This window comes from Comamonas sp. GW821-FHT11H03 (assembly GCF_058807955.1).
In genome coordinates this window covers 48,856-71,754 of record NZ_JBXARF010000006.1, presented here as the reverse complement: position 1 = coordinate 71,754, position 22,899 = coordinate 48,856, and the positions used below count along the sequence as shown (strand labels likewise).

The following is a 22,899-nucleotide window of genomic DNA, read 5'->3' as shown; positions in this document are numbered from 1 at the left end:
CTTGGATCTTGATGTTGTTTCGTGTCCCGAGGAGTCAGTCAGGCAGCCCTGTGCCTAGCTGCCCAATATGAGTTGAGGAACATTGCAGTGTGCTGCAAAGACTGGCGGATATCCGGTTTGGCTATTCCATGCCTATTGGCAAATTGCTCGACTGCCGCCGTATCAAAGCGAGTGGTCTGGATGAAGTCCAAGGCTTCAGCGTTTGTATTCAAGAGGCGTGCGACGGGCGCAATGCTCAGGAGCAATTTCAGCAATCGCAGTGAAATGTGATGCCTGGGAGGCTTCAGGCCCATGGGGCGTGCCACCTGTCCCAGGAGTTCCCGCAAGTTGGGGCTTTGGTCATCAAGCGCCAGTAGTTCCTTGCCCGCCATGGCAGGGTCGAAAGCACAAGCTGCCACCAACTCAACCAGGTAATCCACGGTGACCAGTGGCAGCCAATGCTCGGCGGTACCGGGCACTGCAGCCAGCTTTCCCTGAGCAAGATTGCGTATCAGCGCCACCAGCGGCTGACCGTCAAGGATATGCCCCGTGCGGCTGTGGCCACAGACCGTCGCGGGGTGAACTACGGTCACTTCCCCGCCCTTGGCGGACATGAGATCCAGAGTCGCAAAGTGCGCCTCCAGCTTGCTCGCCTCGTAAGCACCGACGCGCCGGTAGACGGCAGGCCAATTCGTCAGCTCCGGATGACGAGGATCAATTCCGATGCGCAGCAGGTGTTCATGATTTTTCAGCATGTAGCCGCCGATCATCACCAAGCGGCTCTTTTGCCCAGCCGCCAACAGCGCCACGCGCTTTGCCCCTTCTACATTGACTGCCCGAGAATGCTCCAAAGAAAGCCCCCAAGCGAAGTGGGCACCCAGGTGGAATACGACTGCGGACTGCCTTAGCACTGCCTGGTCGGAAGGGCTCAGCCCGAGGTTGTCCTGCTCCAGGTCGCCCGCAACGGCAAATATCCGGGTGGCAATCCCTCCCAGGTTGTCGACTTGCTCTCGCAGTGCATCTAGTCGCTCTGGGCGCCGCATCAACACCCGAACGGTGTGACCTTTGGCACTCAGGTTCGCCAGCAAATGTTGACCGATAAAGCCCGTCCCTCCGGTGACAAAGCACTCCACGCTCATTCTCCTGCTCCTTGGTAAGGTGAGAAATCAAATGTAGAGTGTCGACCTACCTCTATAGTCAAGCGGTATTTTCATGAGAATCGGCGAACTTGAGACCCGCAGCGGCGCCAGCCGCCATACTTTGCGTTACTACGAGCAAATCGGCCTGATCTCGCCGACGCGGCGATCTAACAACTATCGCGTCTACTCTGCGCAAACTCTGCAGGAGCTGACCTTTATCCAGCGCGCACAAAGCATGGGTTTTTCGCTGGGGGAAATAGGTCAGATTCTGGATGCGCAGCGGAACAAGACGATCGATTGTGCTGACGGCGCCAAGCTCATTGAAAAGAAGATGGCGGAGATCAGACAGAAAATCGCCGACCTCAAAAGCATTTATCGCTATCTGGATGAAGAGCGTGCAAATCTTGAAGCCAGCGCTGCCAGGCAACTGGAGCTGCAGCAACTGGCCAAGGCGTCGAGCTGAGCTGTCGGTATCCAGGAGCGGAAGCTGCCGCAGGCTTGCGGCCTCAAGCCCCCGCTCACGCATTTTCCAGAACCTTGCGGCCAGGCTCTGTCTGGTTCAGTGCAGGCCTGTGCGTCCACTCTGTCCGCAACTTCTGCAAAGCAGGCCTGGGCGACGGCACGCCAAGGTCTGTGATGGGGCGATCTGCGATCGGTCGCAGTCCGGCCAGAAGCGGTCGCCGGGCGCATGGGTGCGAGCAGCCGGTCCAGGCTGGCTGCCGTCACTCAAGTCAGAAATGGCACTGACTGCTGATGCTCAGAGCAGTCATTGGGTCGAGTCTTCGATCTACAACGCTCTGATTGATTCAGTTGGGATCTGCCGCAAGTTTTTAGCACCAGGCGCTAACACTCATCCGTGCCTGACATGACGCGCGCAACTCACGGAGTCCATGGCTATCCATGCTGCACGTGATCTCGTATCTGGTTGGTGCGCAGGCAGCGCTGCGCTAGAACTTAGCGAGTTTACAAATCAGTTGATTTTCTTGACGCAATATTTACAATGCGAAGAAATGATGTGAAGAATCATTCTCATTTATATTTGCTGGTAGCCCACATACGGTGTCTCCGTTCTAGCCACAGCGTCATTGGTTCTTCGGCTGTTGAAAACTTCCAGCCCGAAGAGAACACTTCGTTTGCTTTGAAACGCTCATGCTGGAACGCTCGTTTTGCCCCTTAAGAGGGGCTTTGCCTTTTCGTCTTCATGCGATGGCCTTGGCCGCAGGTGTGGCCAGCTTGCTGCCGCACCTCAGCCATGCACAAGAGGGCGGTGAGTCCACGCTGTCGGAAGTGACAGTGCAGGAAAAAGCAATGCCCAATGTTTACGGGGAGTCTAGTGATTCCTATGTGGCCAATGGGGTGGAGGTAGGAAAGACCGCTCAGTCTTTGAAGGAAGTTCCGCAGTCTGTGACCGTGGTGACCCGGCAGCGTATGGACGATCAGGCCATGCGCACGCTCGATGATGTGATGAAGTACACCACCGGGATCACGCGCGAAGAGACCTGGCTGGATACGACCTATATGTCCCGCGGCATGAACATCACCAATTTCCGGTTCGATGGCGGTGCTGCCAGCTCCTCTCGCTCGGGCAGCCGCAGTCTGGACATGGCGCAGTTCGACAGCGTCAGTGTGCTGCGCGGGGCCGACGGCCTGTTCGGTGCAGGTGAGGCGGGTGGGGTTCTGAACTTCACCTACAAAAGGCCACAGGCCAAACGTCAGACCCAGGTGATGCTTTCCGGCGGAACCATGAGCAACTATCGCGCCGAGCTCGACACGACGGGCGCGTTGAATGAGAGCGGAACTCTGCGTGGCCGTTTCGTGGCTGTGAACCATGACCGCAAGGAAATGGCAGCACCATCCAAGCTCAAGCGGCAGATGCTGTATGGAGCGCTGGAGCTGGATCTGACGTCCAGCACAGTCGCCACGCTGGGTGCCAGCTATCAGAAGGACAGAAATACGGGCTTCAATGCCAGCCTGCCGCGCTATGCGGACGGCAGCGATATCGGCTTTGCGCGCAATACCAACTTTGGCGCGCCCTGGAACTGGATCAATCGCGAGAACACCACGGTCTTTGCCAAGCTCGAGCAGCAGCTAGGCAACGACTGGCTGCTCAAGACCCAGCTCAGACACACCCGCTTCAATGAAGGCGTGAACGGCGCGGAGATCGAAAGTTCGCCGGATCCCGTCACGCTGCAGGGGGCGGACTGGTGGATCCATCAAGCCAAGTCACGCGAACGTGAAACCAGCTTCGACATCAACTTGCAGGGCGGCTTCGATGCCTTTGGTCAACGGCACGATGTGATCCTGGGTTTTGATCAGCACCGCAACAGCAATAACAATCGGAGCCTGTGGCCGAGAGTGGGCCCGGCCGACGTCTTCAACCGGATTCCACCGGAGGACCCCGGTTATCCGCTGGGTGACTGGACCAGCGGCTCGCAGACAAAAACGCAAAAGAGCGGCCTCTATGGCTCTATTCGCCTGCGTCCCGTTGAGCGCTGGTCCGTGGTTTTGGGCGGACGCTATGTGCTGCAGGATCGCAATACCCAGCACGACATGAACGGTGCGCTCACGGCAAAGAGTCGGGAATCGAATGTCTTTGTACCCTATATGGGGCTGATGCATGAGCTGACCAAGTCGACCAATCTGTATTTCAGCACCGCCGAGATCTATCAGTCCCAGGCCGGAAAGTTCTCGGCACCACTGCCGGGGACGCCGCTGGATCCGGTGCGTGGTCGTACCTACGAGCTGGGTGTCAAAAGCGAGCTGACCCCCGATCTGATTGCCAGTGCGGCCTTGTTTCGTACCGATAAAAAAGGCGAGGCCGTTTACGACCCCGCTTATCCCCAGACCGATTGGCGCGGCGGTTGCTGTTACTTCCGCGACGGCTTCAAGCTGAGCCAGGGCATTGATCTGGAGATGACGGGGCGAATCACTCCCAATCTCCAGCTGGCGGTGGGCTATACCTACAACAGCAACGAAGACAGACGCAAGGACAGCGCCCAGTTCAGCACGGTCACGCCGCGCCATCTGTTCAAGGCCTGGGCGGACTACCGCATGAGTGGTGCCATGCGTGGCTGGAGCGTTGGTGGTGGCGTGGTGACGCAAAGCTCGAACTACCGGGCTTCGGGCATCAGCGCTTACAACCCGGCAACGGGCCGTTATGACGGAGCCTGGACACCGTACAACTTCACTTCCCCGGGTTACGCAGTCTGGTCGGCTCGTGTGGCCTATGCATTCAACAAGGATTGGAGCCTTGCGATGAATGTGGGGAACTTGTTTGACAAGACTTACTACAGCACGGTCGGCTATGCGGGCTATGGCAACTTCTACGGTGAAAAGCGCTCGGTGACTTTGTCCCTCAAGGGCCGGTTTTGAAGAGGCGTAGCAATGTCGCAAACTGATGCATCGCATTCTGGCTGGGGAGTGGGCGCGCGCGTAGCTGCAGCGGTGCTGGGGGGCTATGCCATCTCGAGCGCCTGGGTCGTTTTATGTGGCGCCATGAGTCAAGCGCGTGCTGAAGCGATTGTGGGAGGCATGCAGTCCAGCTGGCTGTGGTATGTCGCTGCTGTGATTTGGGCATTCTCCCCGGCCTCACCTCGAAGGATATGGTTTGTGCTGAGCATTCTGATACTTCTAATGCTCGCGGCAACCATTGCTTTGCTGTACTTGAGGGGGCTGTGATGGCGCAGTCAAAGAGTGAGTTTGGTGCCGGAAAAGGAAGCTTCCGTCAAGCCCAGGCTTGGTTGCATACCTGGTGTGGCTTATGGTTTTCCTGGCTGCTGTATGCCGTTTTCCTGACTGGGACACTGGCCGTATTCGAGGAGCCGATCACCCATTGGATGACCCCGGAGCATCATGCACATGAGCAAGCCCAGGCGCGGTCTGTCGGCACTGCGCAAGAAGCCGAGTCTTCTCTGAGTCGGCGTCTGCAGTGGGGCCTGGCGTATATGAAGCGGCAGCACCCAGGTGCGGATATGTGGGAGCTTTGGCCTGCAGATGCCCAAGGGGGAGGCGATTTACGCGTCTACTGGTTTGATGCCAACGGGCAGTACGCTGCGGCGCGGCTCGATCCCAAGTCTGGCAATGCCGTGGACGCTGCTGATGCACCCAAGGTGCGCGAGACCTTGGGTGGTCATCATTTTGTAGATTTCCATTACCAGCTTCATGCGGGCCAGGTTGGCCTCTGGATTGTCGGCATCGCCGCGCTTGCCATGCTGGTGGCCCTGGTCAGCGGGGTGATCACCCACAGACGAATCTTTAAGGACTTCTTCACCTTTCGTTCCCACAAGGGGCAGAGAAGCTGGCTGGACATGCACAACGCCGTGGCGGTGCTGACGCTGCCTTTCCAGTTCATGATCGCCTACACAGGCATTGCCATCTCTTGTTCGACCTTCATGCCTGCAGGCATTGCAGCCTACTTCGGCAGCAGTGCCGAAGCCGTCAAGTCTTTTCAGGTGGCGCTGAATGAACCTGGCAAGCCACAGCGTTCGGGTCAGTCCATGCCCGTGCCGGATCTGGAGTCCTTCGTGCTGCGCGGTCAGGCCTTGATCGGGCAACCGGTGCGCGCGGTGGTGATTGACTACCCCGGAGATGCTGCGGCACGTATTGGCGTTTATGGGTGGAATGCCGCCGATGATCTGAACCAGCGTCTCAGTTCTACCAGTGGCATGGCCATGTTCTCGGCTGCCACTGGAGAGCTGCAGCAGTTGCGTCTGCCTGGAGGTGTGGATGGCGGTGTGGCATCACTTACGCAATCGGTGATCGGCGGGCTGCATATGGCAACTTATGGCGGGCTGCCGCTTAAGTGGCTGTACTTCATTTGCGGGCTAGCAGGAAGCGCCATGATGGCCACGGGGGCCATTCTCTTCATGGTCAAACGGCGGGGCAAGCATCAGGGAGAGTTTGGCTCCAGCACCTCCACGGTCTACCGGATGATTGAAGCCGTGAATGTGGCGGCCATCGTGGGGCTGGGCATCGCCTGTGTGGGATTTTTATGGGCCAATCGCTTGCTTCCCATCGAGCTTTCACAACGCTCCAGATGGGAGCTGACGGCATTTTTCGCACTCTGGATTCTGGCTCTTCTGCATGCGCTGTTGAGGTCGCCGCCAATGGCATGGCGTGATCAGATGACGGCCCTGGCTGTGCTGTGTCTTCTGCTGCCTGTGCTGAATTTTCTGAGCACTGGAGATCACCTTGCTGCATACCTTCTGGAGGGGGATTGGGAAAGCGCGGGAGTCGAGCTTTTTTCCATTGCTGTCGGGGTGGCGGCTGTCGCTGCCTTGTTCTGGATGCGCAGGCCAAAGCCTGTGCGAAAACAGATGCCTCGTGAAGTGTCGAAAGACTTGTCTGTGGTGGTGGATGCTGATTCCGCAAAGCAAGGGAGCCTCTCATGACGCTGTGGCAATCATCTTTGCAGGCTCTTGCTCTTTCAATGGGAGGAATGACGGCTTTGGCCCTTGCCATGGACCGTCATTACGCGCAACTGAAGCCTCGGGACGAGGTGCCTGCCGCACATCGCATGGCGCTACGTGTGCTGGGCGGTCTACTTTTATTGGCAGTCTGGCTACCGGCCATTCGCAGTTGGAGCGCAACGGTTGGTACTGCGCTTGTGCTGGGTTTTTGGAGTCTGGGAGCGCTCGCGACAGTCGCAGGGCTGTCCTGGTCGGCTCGGCGTTTTTCGGTAGCTGCTGCCGTGATGGCGCTGCTGGGCGCAGCCAGTTGCCTCTGGTGACGGCCACCTCGACGCCTGTTTGGCTTTGGATCTTCAATCGCTCCAACCCATGCCCTGAGCATGCGTTTGAGCAGCGGCTGCGAATTGTTTTCTGGAAAGTGCGACGTTCATGACGGTGGGAAAAGTCAAACGCTGGAGTGGCCTCGGCCTGCTTCTGGTCTGTGCTGCAGGTACTGCTCTGTGGTGGGCCAGTCGACCAAGGATAGAGTATCAGAGTGTTGCGGTGCAGCGCGGCGATGTGGAGTCCTCGGTCACCGCCATCGGCACCTTGCAACCCAGAACCTATGTGGATGTAGGGGCACAGGTTTCGGGGCAGATCACCCGTTTGCTGGTCAGTCCCGGGGCCAGGGTCGAGAAGGGCGCATTGCTGGTGGAGATTGACCCCAGCGTGCAGCGTGCCACCGTGGATGCGGGAAGAGCATCGCTGGCGAGCCTGCGTGCCCAGATCGCCGAGCAGCAGGCGCAGCTGAAGCTTGCCAGTCAGCAGTTGAAGCGACAGCAGCAGCTGGCCGCCGAGGAAGCCACTAGGCAGGAAGACGTGCAGATTGCCGAGGCCCAGGTTGCCGGTGCAGCGGCGCGCATCGACCATCTCAAGGCACAGATGCAGCAAACGCAGGCGAGCCTCAAGGCTGATGAAGCCCGCCTGGGCTACACCCGCATCTATGCCCCCATGTCCGGCACGGTGGTGTCTGTCGATGCCCGTGAAGGCCAGACCCTGAATGCGACCTATCAGACGCCCAATATCTTGCGCATTGCCGATCTGACGGCCATGACGGTCTGGACCGATGTGTCGGAAGCCGACGTGCGGCGCGTGAGAGCGGACATGCCCGTGTATTTCACGACTCTGGGCAGTGCCGGTCAGGAACAGGCGCGCCGCTGGAATGGCAGGGTGAGGCAGGTACTGCCTGCGCCGCCGGCCAGTGTGGCCCCCGTGGCAGGCAATGCTGCGACACCTGCTGCGGCCACCAAGGCCGTGACCTATACGGCATTGTTTGACGTGGACAACAAGGATGCGGAACTGTTGCCGCAGATGACGGCCCAGGTGGTCTTTGTGACCGGCAGCGCGCCGCAGGCCCTGACGCTTCCATTGACAGCGCTCCAGTCTGAGAAGGAGCCGCAATCGCAGAGCGTGCGGGTGCTGACGGCCGAACGCCAGCCTGAGCTGCGAAGTGTGAAGCTGGGCGTCAGAAGCCGCCACCAGGTGCAGGTGCTCGACGGTGTGGCCGAAGGCGAGCGTGTCATCGTCGGCGAAACCTTGATTCCAGGCGGCCTGCGGTGGCTGCAATGGTGAGTGCGATGGAGCAGGCTGCGCTGATTTCGCTGCGTGGCATTCGCAAGCACTATGGCGGTGTGGGCGACCAGCCGTCGGTGACCGTATTGCGTGGCATCGCTCTGGACATTCGCGCGGGCGAGTATGTTGCCGTCGTCGGCAGCTCTGGCTCGGGCAAGTCCACCTTGATGAATATCCTGGGCTGCCTTGATAAGCCAAGCGAGGGTTGCTATCGGTTTCAAGGTCAGGACGTGTCCTTGCTGGACTCGGATGCCCTGGCCTGGTTGCGTCGTGAGGCCTTCGGTTTCGTGTTTCAGGGCTACCACCTGATTCCCAGTGAAAGCGCTTCGGAGAATGTGCAGATGCCTGCCATCTACGCAGGTTTGCCCAAGGCGCAGCGGATGCACAGGGCTCAGCTTCTGCTCGAACGCCTGGGGCTGGGATCGCGCCTGGGCAATCGCCCCAATCAGCTATCGGGTGGTCAGCAGCAGCGAGTGTCCATTGCTCGGGCCTTGATGAATGGCGGTCACATCATCCTGGCCGATGAGCCTACCGGGGCTCTTGATTCGCATAGCGGAGCCGAGGTGATGGCCTTGCTGCGCGAACTGGCCGATGCGGGACACACCATCATCGTGATCACACATGATCGCGAAGTTGCCGCCCAGGCAAGACGTGTCATCGAAATCAGCGATGGACGCGTCGTCAATGACAGTGCTTCTCATGGCAGTCAGGCTCACGGCGAGCTACCGCCATTGACCGCGCAGCGCAACACAGCAACATCGGGAGTCTCCTGGGTGGCTGAAATTTCCGAAGCTGCACGCAGTGCCTGGCGCGGAATGCGCATGAACCGGGTGCGTACCAGCCTGACCTTGCTGGGCATCGTGATCGGTGTGGCCTCGGTGATCGTCATGCTGGCCATCGGCGAAGGTGCCCGGCGCAAGGTGGTCGAGCAGATGGGCACCATGGGAACGGCCATTCTCTATATGGGCAGCAAGCCGCCGGCCAGCGGTGGACCTGCGGGCCAGATCACCGAAGACGATCTGGCTGCCATGCGGGAGTTGCCAGCGATACGCAGAGTGATGCCTGTCATCGGAGACCCCGTCACCGTGCGCTATGGCAAGGCCGACAAGCAGCTCTATGTGTTTGCGGCCAGCCAGGAGATGCCGCTGGTCCACCACTGGAGTGTGGCTCAAGGCCGTTACTTCACCGATGTGGAAGATCGCGATCTGGCTCCGCTGGTGGTGATAGGGCACAAGGCGCACCGGCATTTTTTCCCGGAGGTGGCCAATCCCCTGGGTCGGCAGCTGATCATCGGAAACTCGGCGTTCGAGGTCATTGGCGTCATGAGCGAGCGAGGGGCGGACTCTGGTGCCCAGGACTATGACGACATGGTGTTCATTCCCTATCAGTCGGGACGCGCCAGGGTCTATCAGGCGCAGACACAGCCCGATTACGTGGTCGTGGAAGCCAGCTCTTCCGAGCGGGTCCATGAAGCCGAGCAATCCATCCGCAGCCTCCTGCTGGCGCGGCACGGGGGAAGGGAAGACTTCGGCATCGGCAATGCTGCAGCCCGTATTCAGGCCGAGGCAGCAACGCGCCAGAGCATGGCCGTGATGCTGGGGCTGATTGCAGCCGTTTCGCTGGTGGTCGGAGGTATCGGGGTCATGAACGTGATGCTGATGACGGTGCGCGAGCGGACCAGAGAGATCGGCATTCGCATGGCGGTGGGTGCCAGACAGCGTGACATCCTGCGTCAGTTCCTGACGGAAGCCAGCATGGTGACCGTTGTGGGCGGCGGCGTGGGCCTGCTTGCAGGCTTGGGCATCGGCCTGGTGCTGATTGCTTCGGGCGTGCCCGTGGTTTTTTCGGTGAAAGCCATGCTGGGGGCATTTGCCTGTGCGGTGCTCACCGGTCTGGTCTTCGGCTTCATGCCGGCCAGAACGGCGGCACGGCTGGAGCCCGTGCGAGCATTGGCGGGAGAGTAGGCATGTACAAATGGAACGCAGCACTGGCGGCACTTGCTCTGGCTGGATGCGCGGCACAGGAATCCAGTGATGAGGCTCGGAAAATGTCTCTCGATATTCCTCATGCCTGGGCGCAACAGCAGGGATCGGAGCGCGAGGAGGTCAACTCCCGTTGGTGGCATGATTTTGGCAGCCCTGAACTCAGCGCACTGGTCGAGCGGGCCGGAACTCAAAGTCTGGATGTGGCAGCAGCCGTGGCGAGAGTGCAGCAGGCGGATGCCCGCGCAGCTTATGCACGCGCAGCGCTGGTGCCGGAGGTGAATGCAGATTTCGGGGCCTCAAGATCAGCCGCTCTGGACAGTCATACGCAAAGAAATGCCAGTGCCTGGCGGATAGGCCTGTCGAGCAGCTACGAGCTGGACTTCTGGGGGCGCCAGCGGGCGTTGAGGGACGCCGCCGAGTCCGGCAGACAGGCCAGCGTGTTTGACCGAGAGACCGTGCGCCTGACGGTCACGGCCTCGGTCGCTCAGACTTGGCTCCAGTGTGTGGGCTTGCGTGAGCGCGTTGCGATTGCCCAGCTCAATCTCGAAGTTTCCGAGCGGCTGTTGAAGCTGGTGGAGTCCCGAGCCCGTTATGGGGCCGCAACCTCCGTGGAACTGGCTCAGCAGCGCGGTCAGGTTGCCGCACAGCAGCGTGTCGTAGCTCTGCTGCGCAAGCAGCTAGCGGATGCACATGCGGTGCTGGCTCTGCTGTCGGGTCAATGGGCTATGGATCTGGTGAGCGAGGCCAGTCTGTCAAATCTGGCGATTCCGGGCATTCGCGAGGGTACGCCAGCGGACCTGATGACACACAGGCCGGACGTGGCGAAAGCCGAGGCTCAGCTGCTTGCAGCGAATGCCAATCTTGCCGTAGCCAGAGCAGCCATGCTGCCGCGCGTAACGTTGACCGCAAGCCTGGGTTCTGAGAGCGAAAAGATCCGCAATCTGCTGGAGAGTCCGTTGTCTTCTCTGGCAGCAGGGATTCTGGCTCCGATTTTCGATGCCGGACGGCTTGCTTCCAATCGTGACCTGGCTGTAGCGCAAAAGGAGGAGCTGTTGATTGGCTACCGCAAAGCCATTTTGCAGGCCTTCAATGATGTTCAAGTTGCATTAAATGCGGTTGACGGTGCCGAGAAACAGGCGCAGGTTCAGGCGCAGGAAGTGATTCAGGCACAGAAGGCGCTTGCGCTGGCGGAAAGCCGATACAAGGCTGGTGCGGACAACTTGCAGACCTTGCTGGACGTGCAGCGTGTGGCCTATCAGAGCCGGGACCTCGCTGTTCAGTTGCGGCAGGAGCGCCTTCAGGCGAGTATTGCGCTTTACAGGGCCCTAGGAGGTGGCTGGAGACGAACCCCAGAGGGGCCTGAGGGTTGAGGTTTGCAAGTGTGATGCCACGGTTGAGGGCAGCAGGACTGCGTCCAACCGTCGCCAGAATTGGCGTGCTGCAGGTCCTGCTGAGCTCTTCTGCGCATGCGCTCAGCAAAGACGAGATCTATCGTCAGCTATACCTTTGGGGAACCCCGGTCAGTGTGGGGGCTGTCATGCAGGTGGTGGCTCAGCTGAGCAGGCTGGGGGTTGTGCATCACAACGGTATCAAAGTGCGCGAGTCTGACCGTTATGCGGCAGTGACCAGTAGGTTGTGATGTGAGCATGACAGGCAGCAACCGGTTGAATCCGCCGTCGAATGGCGACAGCCGCAACCTGCCAGAAGCAGACATACCTGTGCCTCTGAGGGGCATCCGCTTAGGGCGCATCACGGTAACGACCATGAGGCCAGGGCACCGCCAAAGGTGAAGTGCATCCGGGCCCCCGCACTGGCTCCTGTCGAGGCTAGAGGAGTATCATTGCGGCCGCCCTGGCGGAGGCGGGGCGAGTTCCATCCGGTCCCGTCCCTTGCGCTTTGATGCGTATAGGGCTTCGTCGGCCCGCTTGAGCCAATGTGACAGCTCGGCCTCGGACTGGTCGAACAAGGTCGCACCGATGCTCAGGGATACTGGCTCCGGCGTTGCGAACATGGCGCGCGCCTGCTGCGCGAACGACTCGCGCAGGCTCTGTCCCAGCGCCTGCGCAACGGTGCCAGAGACACTGCGCAGCAGAATCACGAACTCGTCCCCACCCAGTCGCGCGGCCAGCGCGCCGTGGGGCAGCGAGCCGCGGATGAGGTCGCTCAGGGTCACCAGCAGGCGGTCGCCTGCATCGTGACCGTGCAGGTCGTTGACCTGCTTGAAGTGGTCAATGTCGATCAGCAGCAGGGCACCGGGGCTGGCCGGCGAGGCCTGCCGCAGCAACTCAGGTGCGCGCAGATAGAGCGCTCGGCGGTTGTCCAGGGCGGTCAGTGGGTCGCGGGCGGCGATCTGCGCGATACGCTCTTCACGGCGATGGCGCTCGGTGCCGGTCATGGACATCGCGAGCAGCATGATCGCCATCACGCCTTCCACCAGCGAGACCAGGATCACCGTGCCGTGGAAATTGGTCAGGTTGATGAAGGTGTCTAGCGCCACGGTCGAGACGGCCTTGGCCAGGTAGAACAGGCCGTGTGCCAGCAGAACGAAGCGCAGTTGCGCCGCGCCCACGCCCAGCGTACCGCCCTGCGGGCGCAGCAGCAGGCCGGCGCGCAGGCTGATGACGGCGATCAGCAGCGACTGGATGCCCAGCATTGCCCTGGACCACCACGGCCCGCTAGGTAGAAACAGCATCGCCAGCCAGACGACGGCCACCAGCCACCAGGTGCGCGGCAGCCGGGTGTGCGTGAACGCGGCAACGCCGGCCAGGAACAGCCAGTGCGCGGAGATCAGCAAGCCGTTGGGAAACCAGATGCCCAACAGCACATGGCCGCTGGAGCGCAGCAGGGCCAGCACACAGCCCACGGCGATGATGGCAAACCCCCCGCTCCAGAGCAGCAGCGAGCGTTCGCGCACGCTGCCCCATTCCGCAGCCAGATACAGCGCCGAGGCGGCGGCCATGGCCGCGGTGAGAACGAGCAGGGTGAAGGGATCGAGAACCATGGACGATGGATGTGTCAGCGCGGGTGGGCTCCGCGCGAGAGCCGTCCGGCCAGGGGCAAAGCGCGGGAGCCGATCAGTTGCTCGGGGGTGACGGTCGGGGCCGTGGCATTGAAATGGAACGGGCCGCACGCGAGGCGAATTGTCGCAGGATGCGGATTTTCAAGTATCTCTGGTTGGCTGGGTCGTCGAAAGGAAGTGGCGGATGGAGCCGGGCATAAGGAGAGGACGGCCTGCCGTTGCCGCCGCGATCGGCGGGCTGTCTTCGTTGACCCGCAGCATGCGGACCAGCCGTGCAACCTCGCCGTTACTGCTGCGAATTTACACATAAAAAAGCCCCGGGGCAGGGCCACGGGGCTTGGTGTGCGAGTCAGAAGAACTTACTCGGCGCTGGGAGGCACATAGCCGGCTGCGGCATCGGCACCACCACCAAAGAAATGGTTTTCCATCTGGCGGGCCAGGTACTGGCGGGCGCGGGCATCGGCCAGGTTCAGACGGTTTTCATTGATCAGCATGGTCTGGTGCTTGAGCCAGTCGGCCCAGGCCTGCTTGCTCACGCTTTCATAGATACGCTTGCCCAGTTCGCCCGGGGCAGGAGGGAAATCCAGGCCTTCAGCGTCTTGACCAAGCTTGATGCAGTGAACGGTACGTGCCATGTGTAGGGTCCTCTTGGTTGATTTCAGATGTTTGAGTAATAACAAACTGAAATCTTAGTAGTTTGAGTTTTAAGAATGCGGCTCAAGAATGCACAGCAACGGGGCAGAAGCCCGTTAACCATTCACTCCAAGAACACAGTCCAATGAAAAATCGTCGCAACTTTATCAAGTTTCCTCTGGCTGCCGGTCTGATTGCTGGCTTGACCCTCTCGGCTCTGCCCACATTGCCCGCTTTTGCGCAAACCGGTGTGCAACTGCTCAACGTATCCTACGACCCGACACGCGAGCTCTATGTGAACTACAACCAGGCGTTCGCCAAGCACTGGAAGGCCACGCAGAATCAGGATGTGACCATCAAGCAGTCGCATGGCGGCTCGGGCAAGCAGGCGCGTTCCATCATCGACGGTATTGAGGCCGACGTGGCTACGCTGGCCCTTGCAGGCGATATCGACGCCCTGGTCAAGAACGGCAATGTCAAGGCCGACTGGCAAAAGCGCTTGCCGCACAACAGCGCGCCCTACAGCTCCACCATCGTGTTCCTGGTCAAGAAGGGCAATCCCAAGGGCATCAAGGATTGGGACGACCTGGTCAAGCCTGGCATTCAGGTGATCACTCCCAACCCCAAGACCTCGGGCGGTGCACGCTGGAACTATCTGGCGGCCTGGGAATTTGCCAAGCGCAAGTATGGCGGCGATGCACAAGCCAAGGATTTCATCACCAAGCTTTACAAGAACGTGCCCGTGCTGGACACCGGCGCGCGCGGCTCCACCGTGACCTTTGTGCAGCGCGGCCTGGGCGATGTGCTGCTGGCCTGGGAGAACGAGGCCTATCTGGCGCTCAAGGAGTTCGGCCCCGAGAAGTTCCAGATCGTCGCGCCTTCGCTGTCGATCCTGGCCGAGCCTTCGGTGGCCGTGGTCGACAAGGTGGTCGATAAAAAGGGTACGCGTGCCGTGGCCGAGGCCTATCTGAAGTATCTGTACTCCGAGGAGGCCCAGCGCATTGCCGGCAAGAACTTCTACCGCCCGACCGATGCCAAGGTGGCGGCCGAGTTTGCCGGCCAGTTCCCCAAGCTGGAGCTGTTCACTATCGACAAGGCTTTTGGCGGCTGGGCAGCGGCAGACAAGGCTCACTTTGCCGACGGCGGCAGCTTCGATCAGATCTACACCAAGAAATAAGCGAAACGCAGGAAGGGAGCGCGATGAGTGCTCCTGACTTTGCAATAACAAAAAGATAAAGCCAAGCCATGTCGATTTTGCTGATTGCCGGTAGTCCCTCGCAGCCTTCGCGCTCCAGTGCCTTGCTCAATGCCGTGGCCGCTCGCCTGCAGGTGCAGGGGCTGAGCACCGAGCCCGTGCTGCAGCTCAACCAGCTGGAGCCCGCAGCCCTGTTGCATGCCCGCTTCGATCACCCCGAGATTCGTGCCGTGACCGATAGAGTGGCCCGTGCCGACGCGGTGGTGGTGGCCACGCCGGTCTACAAGGCGGCCTATAGCGGCCTGCTCAAGGTGTTTCTCGATGTGCTGCCGCAGACGGCGCTCAAGGGCAAGCTGGTTCTGCCATTGGCCACTGGCGGCAGCCCTCACCATATGCTGGCGCTGGACTACGCGCTGCGCCCCGTGCTGCAGTCGCTTGGCGCGCGCCACATACTGCCGGGCATCTATGCCACCGACCAGGGTGTGCCTCTGCTGCCTGAAGGCGGCTATGGCCTGGCCCCCGAGATCGCCGAGCGCGTCGAGGATGCAGCCCAGTTGCTGGCCACCGATCTGCGCCGCAGTGCCCAATGGGCCGCAGCCAATGACTTTGAAAGCATTGCGTTTGCCGACGTGCGATGTAGCGTTTAAGTAGGTCCCCCTGAGCGGCTTTGCCGCTTCCCCCAGGGGACGACGACCTTTGCTGCGGGGCGGTCCTTGCTGGCCGTCCTTTCTCGCAGCGTTGACGCATTTACCATTTTTTTGATAGCAGTTCCCGCACTGCGAAGGCCGAGCTGCGCCTGAAATCAGGCCGAAGGTGCGCCTGAAGTGTGTGGACTGCAAGCTCCAAGGATTGATTTCTCATGACTGATCGCAACAACACTTCTGGCGTCATTTCGTCGCAATTGCTGAACACCACACGCCGTCAGTGGCTGGCAGGTACGGCCGCCTCGGCGCTGGCCCTGGCTTCGGGTGGACTGCATGCGCAGCAGGGCAATGGCACGGCAGGCGGGCAGCGAGTGCTGCGTGTGGGCCATCAAAAAGGCTGGCTGTCGATTCTCAAGAATCGCGGCACGCTGGAAAAGCGCCTGACCCCGCTGGGCGTGGCCGTGCGCTGGGTCGAGTTCAACGCCGGTCCCGTACAGCTGGAAGCGCTCAATGTAGGCTCCATCGACTTTGGCGATGTGGGCGAGGCTCCACCCATCTTTGCCCAGGCCGCCGGTGCGCCCCTGGTCTATGCGGGTGCCACTGTGGCGCGCCCAGGTCTGGAAGCGGTGATCGTGCCCAAGGGCTCGGCGATCCGCAGTGTGGCCGACCTCAAGGGCAAGCGCATTGCCTACAACAAGGGCTCCAACGTTCATTACTTCCTGGTCAAGCTGCTGGAAAAGCATGGCCTCAAGTACGGTGATGTGAAGTCGGTCTTTCTGGCTCCTCCCGATGCGCGTGCAGCCTTCGAGAAGGGCTCGGTCGATGCCTGGGTGATCTGGGACCCGTTCCTGGCCTCGGCCCAGAAGGCTCTGGATGCACGCCTGCTGGCCGATGCCAGGGGCGTGGTCAACAACCGCGCCTACTACTTCACCTCGCGTGACTATGCGAGCCGCAATGCCGATGTGCTGCGCATCGCGATCGAGGAAATCGCTGCCATCGATGCCTGGGCCAGCAAGAGCAAGAGCGCAGCAGCGGCAGAGCTGTCGCAGATCCTGGGCCTGGACACCGCCGTGACCGAGCTGTACCTGAGCCGCGCCGAGTTCGGCACCAAGGCCGTGAATGCCGAAATCCTGGGTGAGCAGCAAAAGATTGCCGACACTTTCTTCGATCTCAAGCTGATTCCCAAGAAGCTCAATTTGCTGCATGCCGCGCCCGTGGACTTGCTGGCCAGCCGCTGATTCATGAAAAGGTCATTGCCATGAGTTCAGCATCCTCTTCACCCCGTTTCCATCGCGGCCGTCGCCAGGCTCTGCAACTGCTGGGCACCACGGCTTTCAGCTGGACACTGGCCGCCTATTACGCCAACGATGCACTGGCCCAGTCTGTGCCGGCTATTGCAGCTCCGGCACAGTTGCGCATCGGCTATCAGAAGTCAGCCGTCAATCTGGTCGTGCTCAAGCAGCATGGCGTTCTGGAAAAGCGCTTTCCTGGCACCAAGATCAGCTGGCTGGAGTTTCCAGCCGGGCCGCAGTTGCTGGAGGCGCTGTCGGCCGGAAGCCTGGACTTTGGCCTGACCGGCGATTCGCCACCCGTGTTTGCCCAGGCCGCGGGCAAGGATCTGCGCTATGTAGGGGCCGAGCCGCCCAAGCCTGAAAGCTCGGCCATTCTCGTGCTCGCCGATTCGCCGCTGAAAACCCTGGCCGACCTCAAGGGCAGGCGTGTGGCGCTGCAAAAAGGCTCAAGCGCCCATTACCTGCTGGTGCGTGCGCTGGACAAGGCCGGTATTGCCTGGGCCGAGATTCAGCCCGTGTATCTGGCCCCGGCCGATGCGCGTGCAGCGTTCGAGCGCGCAAGCGTCGATGCCTGGGCCATCTGGGACCCGTTCTATGCGGCCACCGAGCTGAGCATCCGAGCGCGCGTGCTGACCAGCGGTGAAGGTCTGACGGGCAACAACTCTTTCTATCTGGCCTCGCGCGGCCTGGTCGAGCACCATCCCCAGCTCATCAAGGCCTTGTTCGACGAGCTCACGCGCGCCGATCAGCTGGTGCAGACCTCGCGCAAGGAGGCTGTGCAACTGCTGGCTGCCTTCAGCGGTCTGGACGCGAATGTGGTCAGCCGCTTTATCGGCCGCCGGCCCAGCTCGCCGACCACGCTGCTCAATCCCGCCATCGTGCTCGAGCAGCAGCGCGTGGCCGATACCTTTTTTCGTCTGGGCGTGATTCCACGCCAGGTGAAGGTGGTCGACATCGTCTGGCAGCCCACAGCGGCGGAATACGCGGGCTATGGCCAGGCGAGCCCCGCCGCGTCATCCATCACGCCCGCCGTGGCATCCAGGTTCTAAGTCAGGCTCAAGGAGATTTCGTCATGCAAGTGTTCTGGTTCATTCCCACCCATGGTGATGCCCGCTACCTGGGCAGCAGCGAAGGCGCACGCCAGCTGAGCCATGACTATGTCAAGCAGGTGGCCGTTGCGGCCGATAGCCTGGGTTATGAAGGCGTGCTGATTCCCACGGGCCGCTCCTGCGAAGATCCCTGGGTAGTGGCGTCCAGCCTGTTGCCCGTCACCAAGCGCCTGAAGTTCCTGGTGGCCGTGCGTCCCGGTCTGCATCAGCCCAGCCTGGCTGCTCGCATGGCAGCCAGCTTTGACCGCCTATCCGGCGGGCGGCTGCTGATCAATCTGGTCACCGGCGGCGATCAGGCTGAGCTGGAGGGTGATGGCGTGTTTCTCGATCATGCGACACGCTATGAACAATCGGCGGAGTTCATCGAGATCTGGCGCGAGATTCTGGCGCGCAGCCATGAGGGCAAGTCGCTGGATTTCGAAGGTCGACATCTGCAGGTCAAGGGTGCCAAGCTGCTGTTCCCGCCACTGCAAAAACCCTATCCACCCGTGTATTTCGGCGGATCTTCGCCTGCCGCTCACGAGCTGGCGGCAGAGCAGGTCGATGCCTATCTGACTTGGGGCGAGCCACCGGCCGAAGTCGCCAAGAAGATTGCCGATGTGCGCGAGAAGGCCGAACGCCATGGCCGCAAGGTCAAGTTCGGCATCCGTTTGCATGTGATCGTGCGCGAGACCGATGAAGAAGCCTGGGCCGACGCCGAGCGATTGATCAGCCGCCTCAAGGACGAGACCGTGGTGCAGGCACAGGCCGCATTTGCGCGCATGGATTCCGAAGGCCAGCGCCGCATGGCCCAGTTGCATGCGGGCGGCACCAAGCGCAGCCGCAAGGACCTGGAGATCAGCCCCAATCTATGGGCCGGCGTGGGTCTGGTGCGTGGCGGTGCGGGCACGGCCCTGGTGGGCAGCGCCCAGGCGGTGGCCGACCGCATCAAGGAATATGCCGATCTGGGCATAGACACTTTTGTGCTCTCGGGCTACCCGCATCTCGAGGAAGCCTATCGCTTTGCCGAGCTGGTCTTCCCGCTGTTGCCGGTCAACGTGCAGGAAAAGCTGGGCGGCGGCAATCCGGGCGGCCCGTTTGGAGAAACCGTGGCCAATCTGTACTCGCCGCGAGCCGCTGCTTCGGGAGCCGTCGCTTCGGGAGCCGCCGCTTCGGAGCGTGAGCAGGTCCGTGTGTCGCAAAGCTGAAGGAGTGTGTATGAGTGATGTTCAAACGCTGACGTTGCAATCCAGTGCCCAGCCTGCAAGACCGCCGGTGCCGCGCCTGGAGCTGCTGGCGCGTCAGTTCGCTTTGCGGCTGCTGCCCTGGCTATTGCCTGTCGCGCTGATCGCTGCCTGGCAGGCCGCATCGGCCTATGGCTGGCTGTCCACACGGGTGCTGCCCGCACCGCTGGATGTGTTGCGTGCAGCCTGGTCTCTGGCAGAGTCGGGCGAGTTATGGACCCATGTCAAGGTCAGTGCCGGGCGTGCGCTGGCAGGGCTGGCCATTGGCGGCAGCCTGGGCTTGCTGCTGGGTCTGCTCACAGGCTCGCTGCGCTGGGCCGAGACGCTGCTCGATTCCACGATCCAGATGGTGCGCAACATCCCGGCGCTGGCGCTGATTCCGCTGGTCATTCTGTGGTTCGGCATCGACGAGTCGGCCAAGCTCTTCCTGATCAGCATTTCGGTGTTCTTCCCCATCTACCTCAACACCTTCCACGGTATCCGCAATGTGGACCCGGGGCTGATCGAGATGGGCCGCAGCTACGGCCTCACGCGCTGGCAGCTGTACCGCGACATCGTGTTGCCGGGAGCGTTGTCTTCCATTTTGGTGGGCTTGCGTTTTTCGCTGGGGCTGATGTGGGTGATTCTGATCGTGGCCGAGACCATCTCGGCCCAGGCAGGCATCGGCTACCTGACCATGAATGCGCGTGAATTTCTGCAGACCGATGTGGTGCTGGTGGGCATCTTGCTTTACGCCATCCTGGGCAAGCTGGCCGATGTGTTTGCCCGTTCGCTCGAGCGCTGGTGGCTGCGCTGGCATCCGAGCTATGGAGCCCCCTGAGCCGCATTGCGGCTTCCCCCAGGGGACGACAGCCTCGCTGCGCGGCGGCGCTTGCTCGCTGTCACGCGCATGTGCTGCGCCAGTTTTGAACAGACAAAGACGGGAGTTGGTGATGAGCAGTTTGTGGAATCGTTTGACGCAGTCGCTGGTGAGTGCTGGTGCCTTGAATGCACGTCAGCCGCTGGTGGCATGGGAGGCATCCTGGGACGAGGCCGAGGCCTTGCAGGCTAGCGGCCAGCTGTGGCACAAGGCCGAGGATGCGCAAGAGGAAAAAAAGGACAGCAACCAGCGGCCGGACGCGCAGCAGAAAGAGCAGACCGAGGGCGCGCAGGGGGTGCATTTGCAGACACGGCAGCTGACCAAGCGCTATGGCGAGCGTGAAGTGCTCAAGCAGGTGCAGCTCGATGTTCAGCCCGGCGAGTTCATCGCCATCGTTGGGCGCAGCGGCTGCGGCAAGTCCACCTTGCTGCGCCTTGTGGCAGGGCTGGAAGAGGCCAGTGCTGGGCAGCTGCTGATCGATGCGGGCGATGCGCGCGAGCAGCGCCGGCAGAACAGGGATACGCGGATCATGTTTCAGGACGCGCGTCTGCTGCCCTGGAAGCGGGTGCTGGACAACGTGATTCTGGGGTTGCCTGATTCGGCACGCGAGCGCGGCCGCAAGGTGCTGGCGCAGGTGGGATTGGCTGACCGCGAAAACGAATGGCCGGCGCGGCTGTCTGGCGGCCAGCGCCAGCGCGTAGCCCTGGCCCGTGCCCTGGTTCACCAGCCGCGACTGCTGCTGCTCGATGAGCCGCTGGGCGCTCTCGATGCGCTGACGCGCATCGAGATGCACCGCCTCATCGAAGGTCTGTGGCGCAGCCACGGCTTCACGGCCTTGCTGGTCACGCACGATGTGCAGGAAGCCGTGGCCCTGGCCGACCGCGTGGTGCTGATCGAGGATGGGCGCATTGCGCTCGACGAGCGCATCGATTTGCCGCGCCCGCGTGTGCATGGCGATGCCCGCTTTGCTGCGCTGGAGACGCGCATTCTGGATCGCGTGCTGCAAAAGCCAGAATCCGGGCAGGTGTCCGGGCCGAGCAACTGGCTTGGCGTGCCGGCAACGGGCTTGCGCTGGGCCATCTGAGGCATACAACGACAACAAAGAGAAGCAGGCGGCCGACGCAGAAGGAAATTGCGCCGGCGGCTATCAAGATATGAATTTTCAGCAACTGCGTTCGGTTCGTGAAACCGCAAGGCGTGGCTTCAATCTGACCGAAGTGGCCGCCATGCTCCACACCTCGCAGCCCGGCGTGAGCCGGCAGATTCGCGAGCTCGAGGAGGAGTTGGGCATCGATATCTTTGTGCGCGCCGGCAAGCGTCTGACGGGCTTGACGCCGCCGGGCACGGCCTTGCTGCCCATTGTCGAGCGCATGCTGCTCGAAGCCGACAATCTGCGTCGCGCGGGCGAGGACTTTCACGCCAGCGAGCGCGGCGGTCTGTCGATTGCTGCCACGCATTCCCAGGCACGCTATGCCTTGCCCCAGGTGGTGCGCGATTTCCGCAGGCTCTACCCCCAGGTTTCGCTGCATCTGCATCAGGGCTCGCCACGCCAGGTGGCCGAGATGCTGCTCTCGGGCGAGGCCGATATCGGCGTGGCCACCGAGGCGCTGGGCAGTTATGAGAATCTGGTGACTCTGCCTTGCTACCGCTGGTCGCACAGCGTGGTCGTGCCGCCCGGCCATGAACTGCTCGATACAGAAGGAGCACTGACGCTGCAAGCGCTGGCGCGCCACCCCATCATCACCTACGAGCAGGGTTACACGGGGCGTGCCCATATCGACAAGGCGTTTGCGGCGACCGGGCTGGTGCCTGATGTGGTGCTTACCGCCATGGATGCCGATGTAATCAAGACCTATGCGGAGCTGGGCATGGGTGTGGGCATCATTGCCTCCATCGCCTTCGATGCCGAGCGCGACCGCCATCTGCGCGCTATCGATGCTCGCCACCTGTTTGAGGTCAATCTCACGCGCCTGGCTCTGCGCCGCGATGCCTGGCTGCGTGGCTATGCCTATGCCTTCATCGAGAGCTTTGTGCCTACGCTGACGCCTGAGGTGGTGCGTGCGGCACTGCAATCTGTCAAAGACTGAATTTCAACTCGGATTTCCCGAAAGAGCTTCAAGCCCCCGGGTATTGCACTGCACGGGGCGAATATGCAGCAGGGGCCGGCATAGGTGGTGCTCTATGTCTCGAGCTTTTTGCACGGCCATATCGTGGTGATGGGCGTCTTTGTCATCCGCTCGATCGGGCTGTTGTTCGATGCCTGGCCGCGCAGGCGTTGTGCCACGCAGGTTCGTGCCACGGTATGGACGCTGATTTTCATAAGATGTTTTTGGTATAAAAATTTTTGTTTTTATTCTTTTGAGTTTTTTGGAGAAGGTTTCAGAATCGTTTTCATGCAGTGCAGCAAACACTGTTTTCAAAACCTTTCACGACTTCTCAGGAGAATTTTGTATGTCCATTCAAGCCATCAACGTACGCAATCAGTTCAAGGGCAAGGTCAAGGAAATCATCCGCGGTGACGTGGTCTCGGAAGTGGATGTGGAAACGCCCTGGGGCATCGTCACTTCGGTGATCACCACGCGCTCGGTCAATGACCTGGGTTTGGCGGTGGGCTCGGAGGTGGTAGCTCTGGTCAAGTCCACAGAGGTGTCCATCGCCAAGCTGTAAATCTCATTGACTCTCAAAGAGCACCCGGCGCAGGTACTGCTTGCGCTGGGTGCTTTCTTTTGTGCTTCTGCGGCTTCGCGCCTAGTCTCAATAGAAGAGCTGCGGTTTGCTGGACGGTGTTAACGGCTCTGAGGGG

The 22,899-nt window shown here is 61.1% G+C and carries 21 protein-coding genes; 17 read left to right on the top strand and 4 right to left on the bottom strand.

What is annotated here, in order from left to right; all coding sequences use genetic code 11:
• Positions 1–38: 38 nt before the first annotated feature.
• Positions 39–1,118 (bottom strand): SDR family oxidoreductase, encoded by a 1,080-nt coding sequence (locus AC1RTQ_RS14655; RefSeq protein ID WP_492876774.1) that lies wholly within the window; start codon positions 1,116–1,118, stop codon positions 39–41.
• A gap of 73 nt (positions 1,119–1,191) precedes the next feature.
• Here AC1RTQ_RS14655 and AC1RTQ_RS14650 point away from each other — a divergent pair, with 73 nt between their 5' ends.
• From AC1RTQ_RS14650 to AC1RTQ_RS14615, 8 genes are all read left to right on the top strand, one after another.
• Positions 1,192–1,581: a MerR family transcriptional regulator gene (locus AC1RTQ_RS14650; RefSeq protein ID WP_492876772.1), complete on the top strand. Its 390-nt coding sequence runs from the start codon at positions 1,192–1,194 to the stop codon at positions 1,579–1,581.
• A gap of 722 nt (positions 1,582–2,303) precedes the next feature.
• Positions 2,304–4,490: a TonB-dependent siderophore receptor gene (locus AC1RTQ_RS14645; protein WP_492876770.1), complete on the top strand. Its 2,187-nt coding sequence runs from the start codon at positions 2,304–2,306 to the stop codon at positions 4,488–4,490.
• A gap of 305 nt (positions 4,491–4,795) precedes the next feature.
• Positions 4,796–6,508, top strand: a complete 1,713-nt coding sequence (locus AC1RTQ_RS14640; protein WP_492877114.1) for a PepSY-associated TM helix domain-containing protein — start codon at positions 4,796–4,798, stop codon at positions 6,506–6,508.
• Positions 6,505–6,846, top strand: coding sequence for a DUF3325 domain-containing protein (locus tag AC1RTQ_RS14635; RefSeq protein ID WP_492876768.1), 342 nt, complete (start codon positions 6,505–6,507; stop codon positions 6,844–6,846). The genes AC1RTQ_RS14640 and AC1RTQ_RS14635 overlap by 4 nt, the downstream gene beginning before the upstream one ends.
• Positions 6,847–6,955: 109 nt before the next feature.
• Entirely contained in the window at positions 6,956–8,137 is a 1,182-nt protein-coding gene (locus tag AC1RTQ_RS14630) for an efflux RND transporter periplasmic adaptor subunit (RefSeq protein WP_492876765.1), read from the top strand.
• Between the two features lie 5 nt (positions 8,138–8,142).
• Positions 8,143–10,101 (top strand): ABC transporter permease, encoded by a 1,959-nt coding sequence (locus AC1RTQ_RS14625; RefSeq protein ID WP_492877112.1) that lies wholly within the window; start codon positions 8,143–8,145, stop codon positions 10,099–10,101.
• Positions 10,102–10,103: 2 nt separating this feature from the next.
• The gene (locus AC1RTQ_RS14620) at positions 10,104–11,492 is read left to right on the top strand and encodes an efflux transporter outer membrane subunit (protein ID WP_492876763.1); all 1,389 of its coding nucleotides are present in this window, start codon (positions 10,104–10,106) and stop codon (positions 11,490–11,492) included.
• A gap of 14 nt (positions 11,493–11,506) precedes the next feature.
• Entirely contained in the window at positions 11,507–11,761 is a 255-nt protein-coding gene (locus AC1RTQ_RS14615) for a transcriptional repressor (RefSeq protein ID WP_492877110.1), read from the top strand.
• 198 nt (positions 11,762–11,959) lie between these two features.
• Here AC1RTQ_RS14615 and AC1RTQ_RS14610 read toward each other — a convergent pair whose 3' ends face one another.
• Both AC1RTQ_RS14610 and AC1RTQ_RS14605 read right to left on the bottom strand, forming a co-directional pair.
• Positions 11,960–13,123, bottom strand: a complete 1,164-nt coding sequence (locus tag AC1RTQ_RS14610; RefSeq protein ID WP_492876761.1) for a GGDEF domain-containing protein — start codon at positions 13,121–13,123, stop codon at positions 11,960–11,962.
• Between the two features lie 377 nt (positions 13,124–13,500).
• Positions 13,501–13,776: an oxidative damage protection protein gene (locus tag AC1RTQ_RS14605; protein ID WP_003053502.1), complete on the bottom strand. Its 276-nt coding sequence runs from the start codon at positions 13,774–13,776 to the stop codon at positions 13,501–13,503.
• A 143-nt stretch (positions 13,777–13,919) separates the two neighbouring features.
• On the opposite strand from AC1RTQ_RS14605, the gene AC1RTQ_RS14600 reads away from it, so the two are divergent.
• The 8 genes from AC1RTQ_RS14600 (at position 13,920) to AC1RTQ_RS14565 (ending at position 22,183) form a co-directional block, all read left to right on the top strand.
• Positions 13,920–14,951 (top strand): sulfate ABC transporter substrate-binding protein, encoded by a 1,032-nt coding sequence (locus tag AC1RTQ_RS14600; protein WP_302089998.1) that lies wholly within the window; start codon positions 13,920–13,922, stop codon positions 14,949–14,951.
• 68 nt (positions 14,952–15,019) lie between these two features.
• The gene (gene ssuE, locus AC1RTQ_RS14595) at positions 15,020–15,616 is read left to right on the top strand and encodes an NADPH-dependent FMN reductase (protein WP_302089999.1); all 597 of its coding nucleotides are present in this window, start codon (positions 15,020–15,022) and stop codon (positions 15,614–15,616) included.
• 212 nt (positions 15,617–15,828) lie between these two features.
• A complete protein-coding gene (locus AC1RTQ_RS14590) occupies positions 15,829–16,851 on the top strand; it encodes a sulfonate ABC transporter substrate-binding protein (protein ID WP_492876757.1) in 1,023 nt (340 codons plus the stop codon).
• A gap of 20 nt (positions 16,852–16,871) precedes the next feature.
• On the top strand, positions 16,872–17,954 hold the full coding sequence (locus AC1RTQ_RS14585; protein ID WP_492876755.1) for a sulfonate ABC transporter substrate-binding protein: 1,083 nt from the start codon (positions 16,872–16,874) through the stop codon (positions 17,952–17,954).
• 23 nt (positions 17,955–17,977) lie between these two features.
• Positions 17,978–19,201 (top strand): FMNH2-dependent alkanesulfonate monooxygenase, encoded by a 1,224-nt coding sequence (ssuD, locus tag AC1RTQ_RS14580; RefSeq protein ID WP_492876753.1) that lies wholly within the window; start codon positions 17,978–17,980, stop codon positions 19,199–19,201.
• Between the two features lie 10 nt (positions 19,202–19,211).
• Positions 19,212–20,057 carry an aliphatic sulfonate ABC transporter permease SsuC gene (gene ssuC / locus AC1RTQ_RS14575; RefSeq protein WP_492876751.1) on the top strand — a complete coding sequence of 282 codons (846 nt, stop codon included), beginning with the start codon at positions 19,212–19,214 and terminating at the stop codon, positions 20,055–20,057.
• A 112-nt stretch (positions 20,058–20,169) separates the two neighbouring features.
• A complete protein-coding gene (locus AC1RTQ_RS14570) occupies positions 20,170–21,180 on the top strand; it encodes an ATP-binding cassette domain-containing protein (protein WP_492876749.1) in 1,011 nt (336 codons plus the stop codon).
• A 70-nt stretch (positions 21,181–21,250) separates the two neighbouring features.
• Positions 21,251–22,183 (top strand): CysB family HTH-type transcriptional regulator, encoded by a 933-nt coding sequence (locus AC1RTQ_RS14565; RefSeq protein WP_492876747.1) that lies wholly within the window; start codon positions 21,251–21,253, stop codon positions 22,181–22,183.
• A gap of 3 nt (positions 22,184–22,186) precedes the next feature.
• Here the strand turns inward: AC1RTQ_RS14565 and AC1RTQ_RS14560 are convergent, their stop codons facing one another.
• Positions 22,187–22,516: a hypothetical protein gene (locus tag AC1RTQ_RS14560; protein ID WP_492876745.1), complete on the bottom strand. Its 330-nt coding sequence runs from the start codon at positions 22,514–22,516 to the stop codon at positions 22,187–22,189.
• A 31-nt stretch (positions 22,517–22,547) separates the two neighbouring features.
• Between AC1RTQ_RS14560 and AC1RTQ_RS14555 the strand changes: the two genes are divergently transcribed.
• Entirely contained in the window at positions 22,548–22,763 is a 216-nt protein-coding gene (locus tag AC1RTQ_RS14555) for a TOBE domain-containing protein (RefSeq protein ID WP_003053517.1), read from the top strand.
• Positions 22,764–22,899 lie beyond the last annotated feature (136 nt).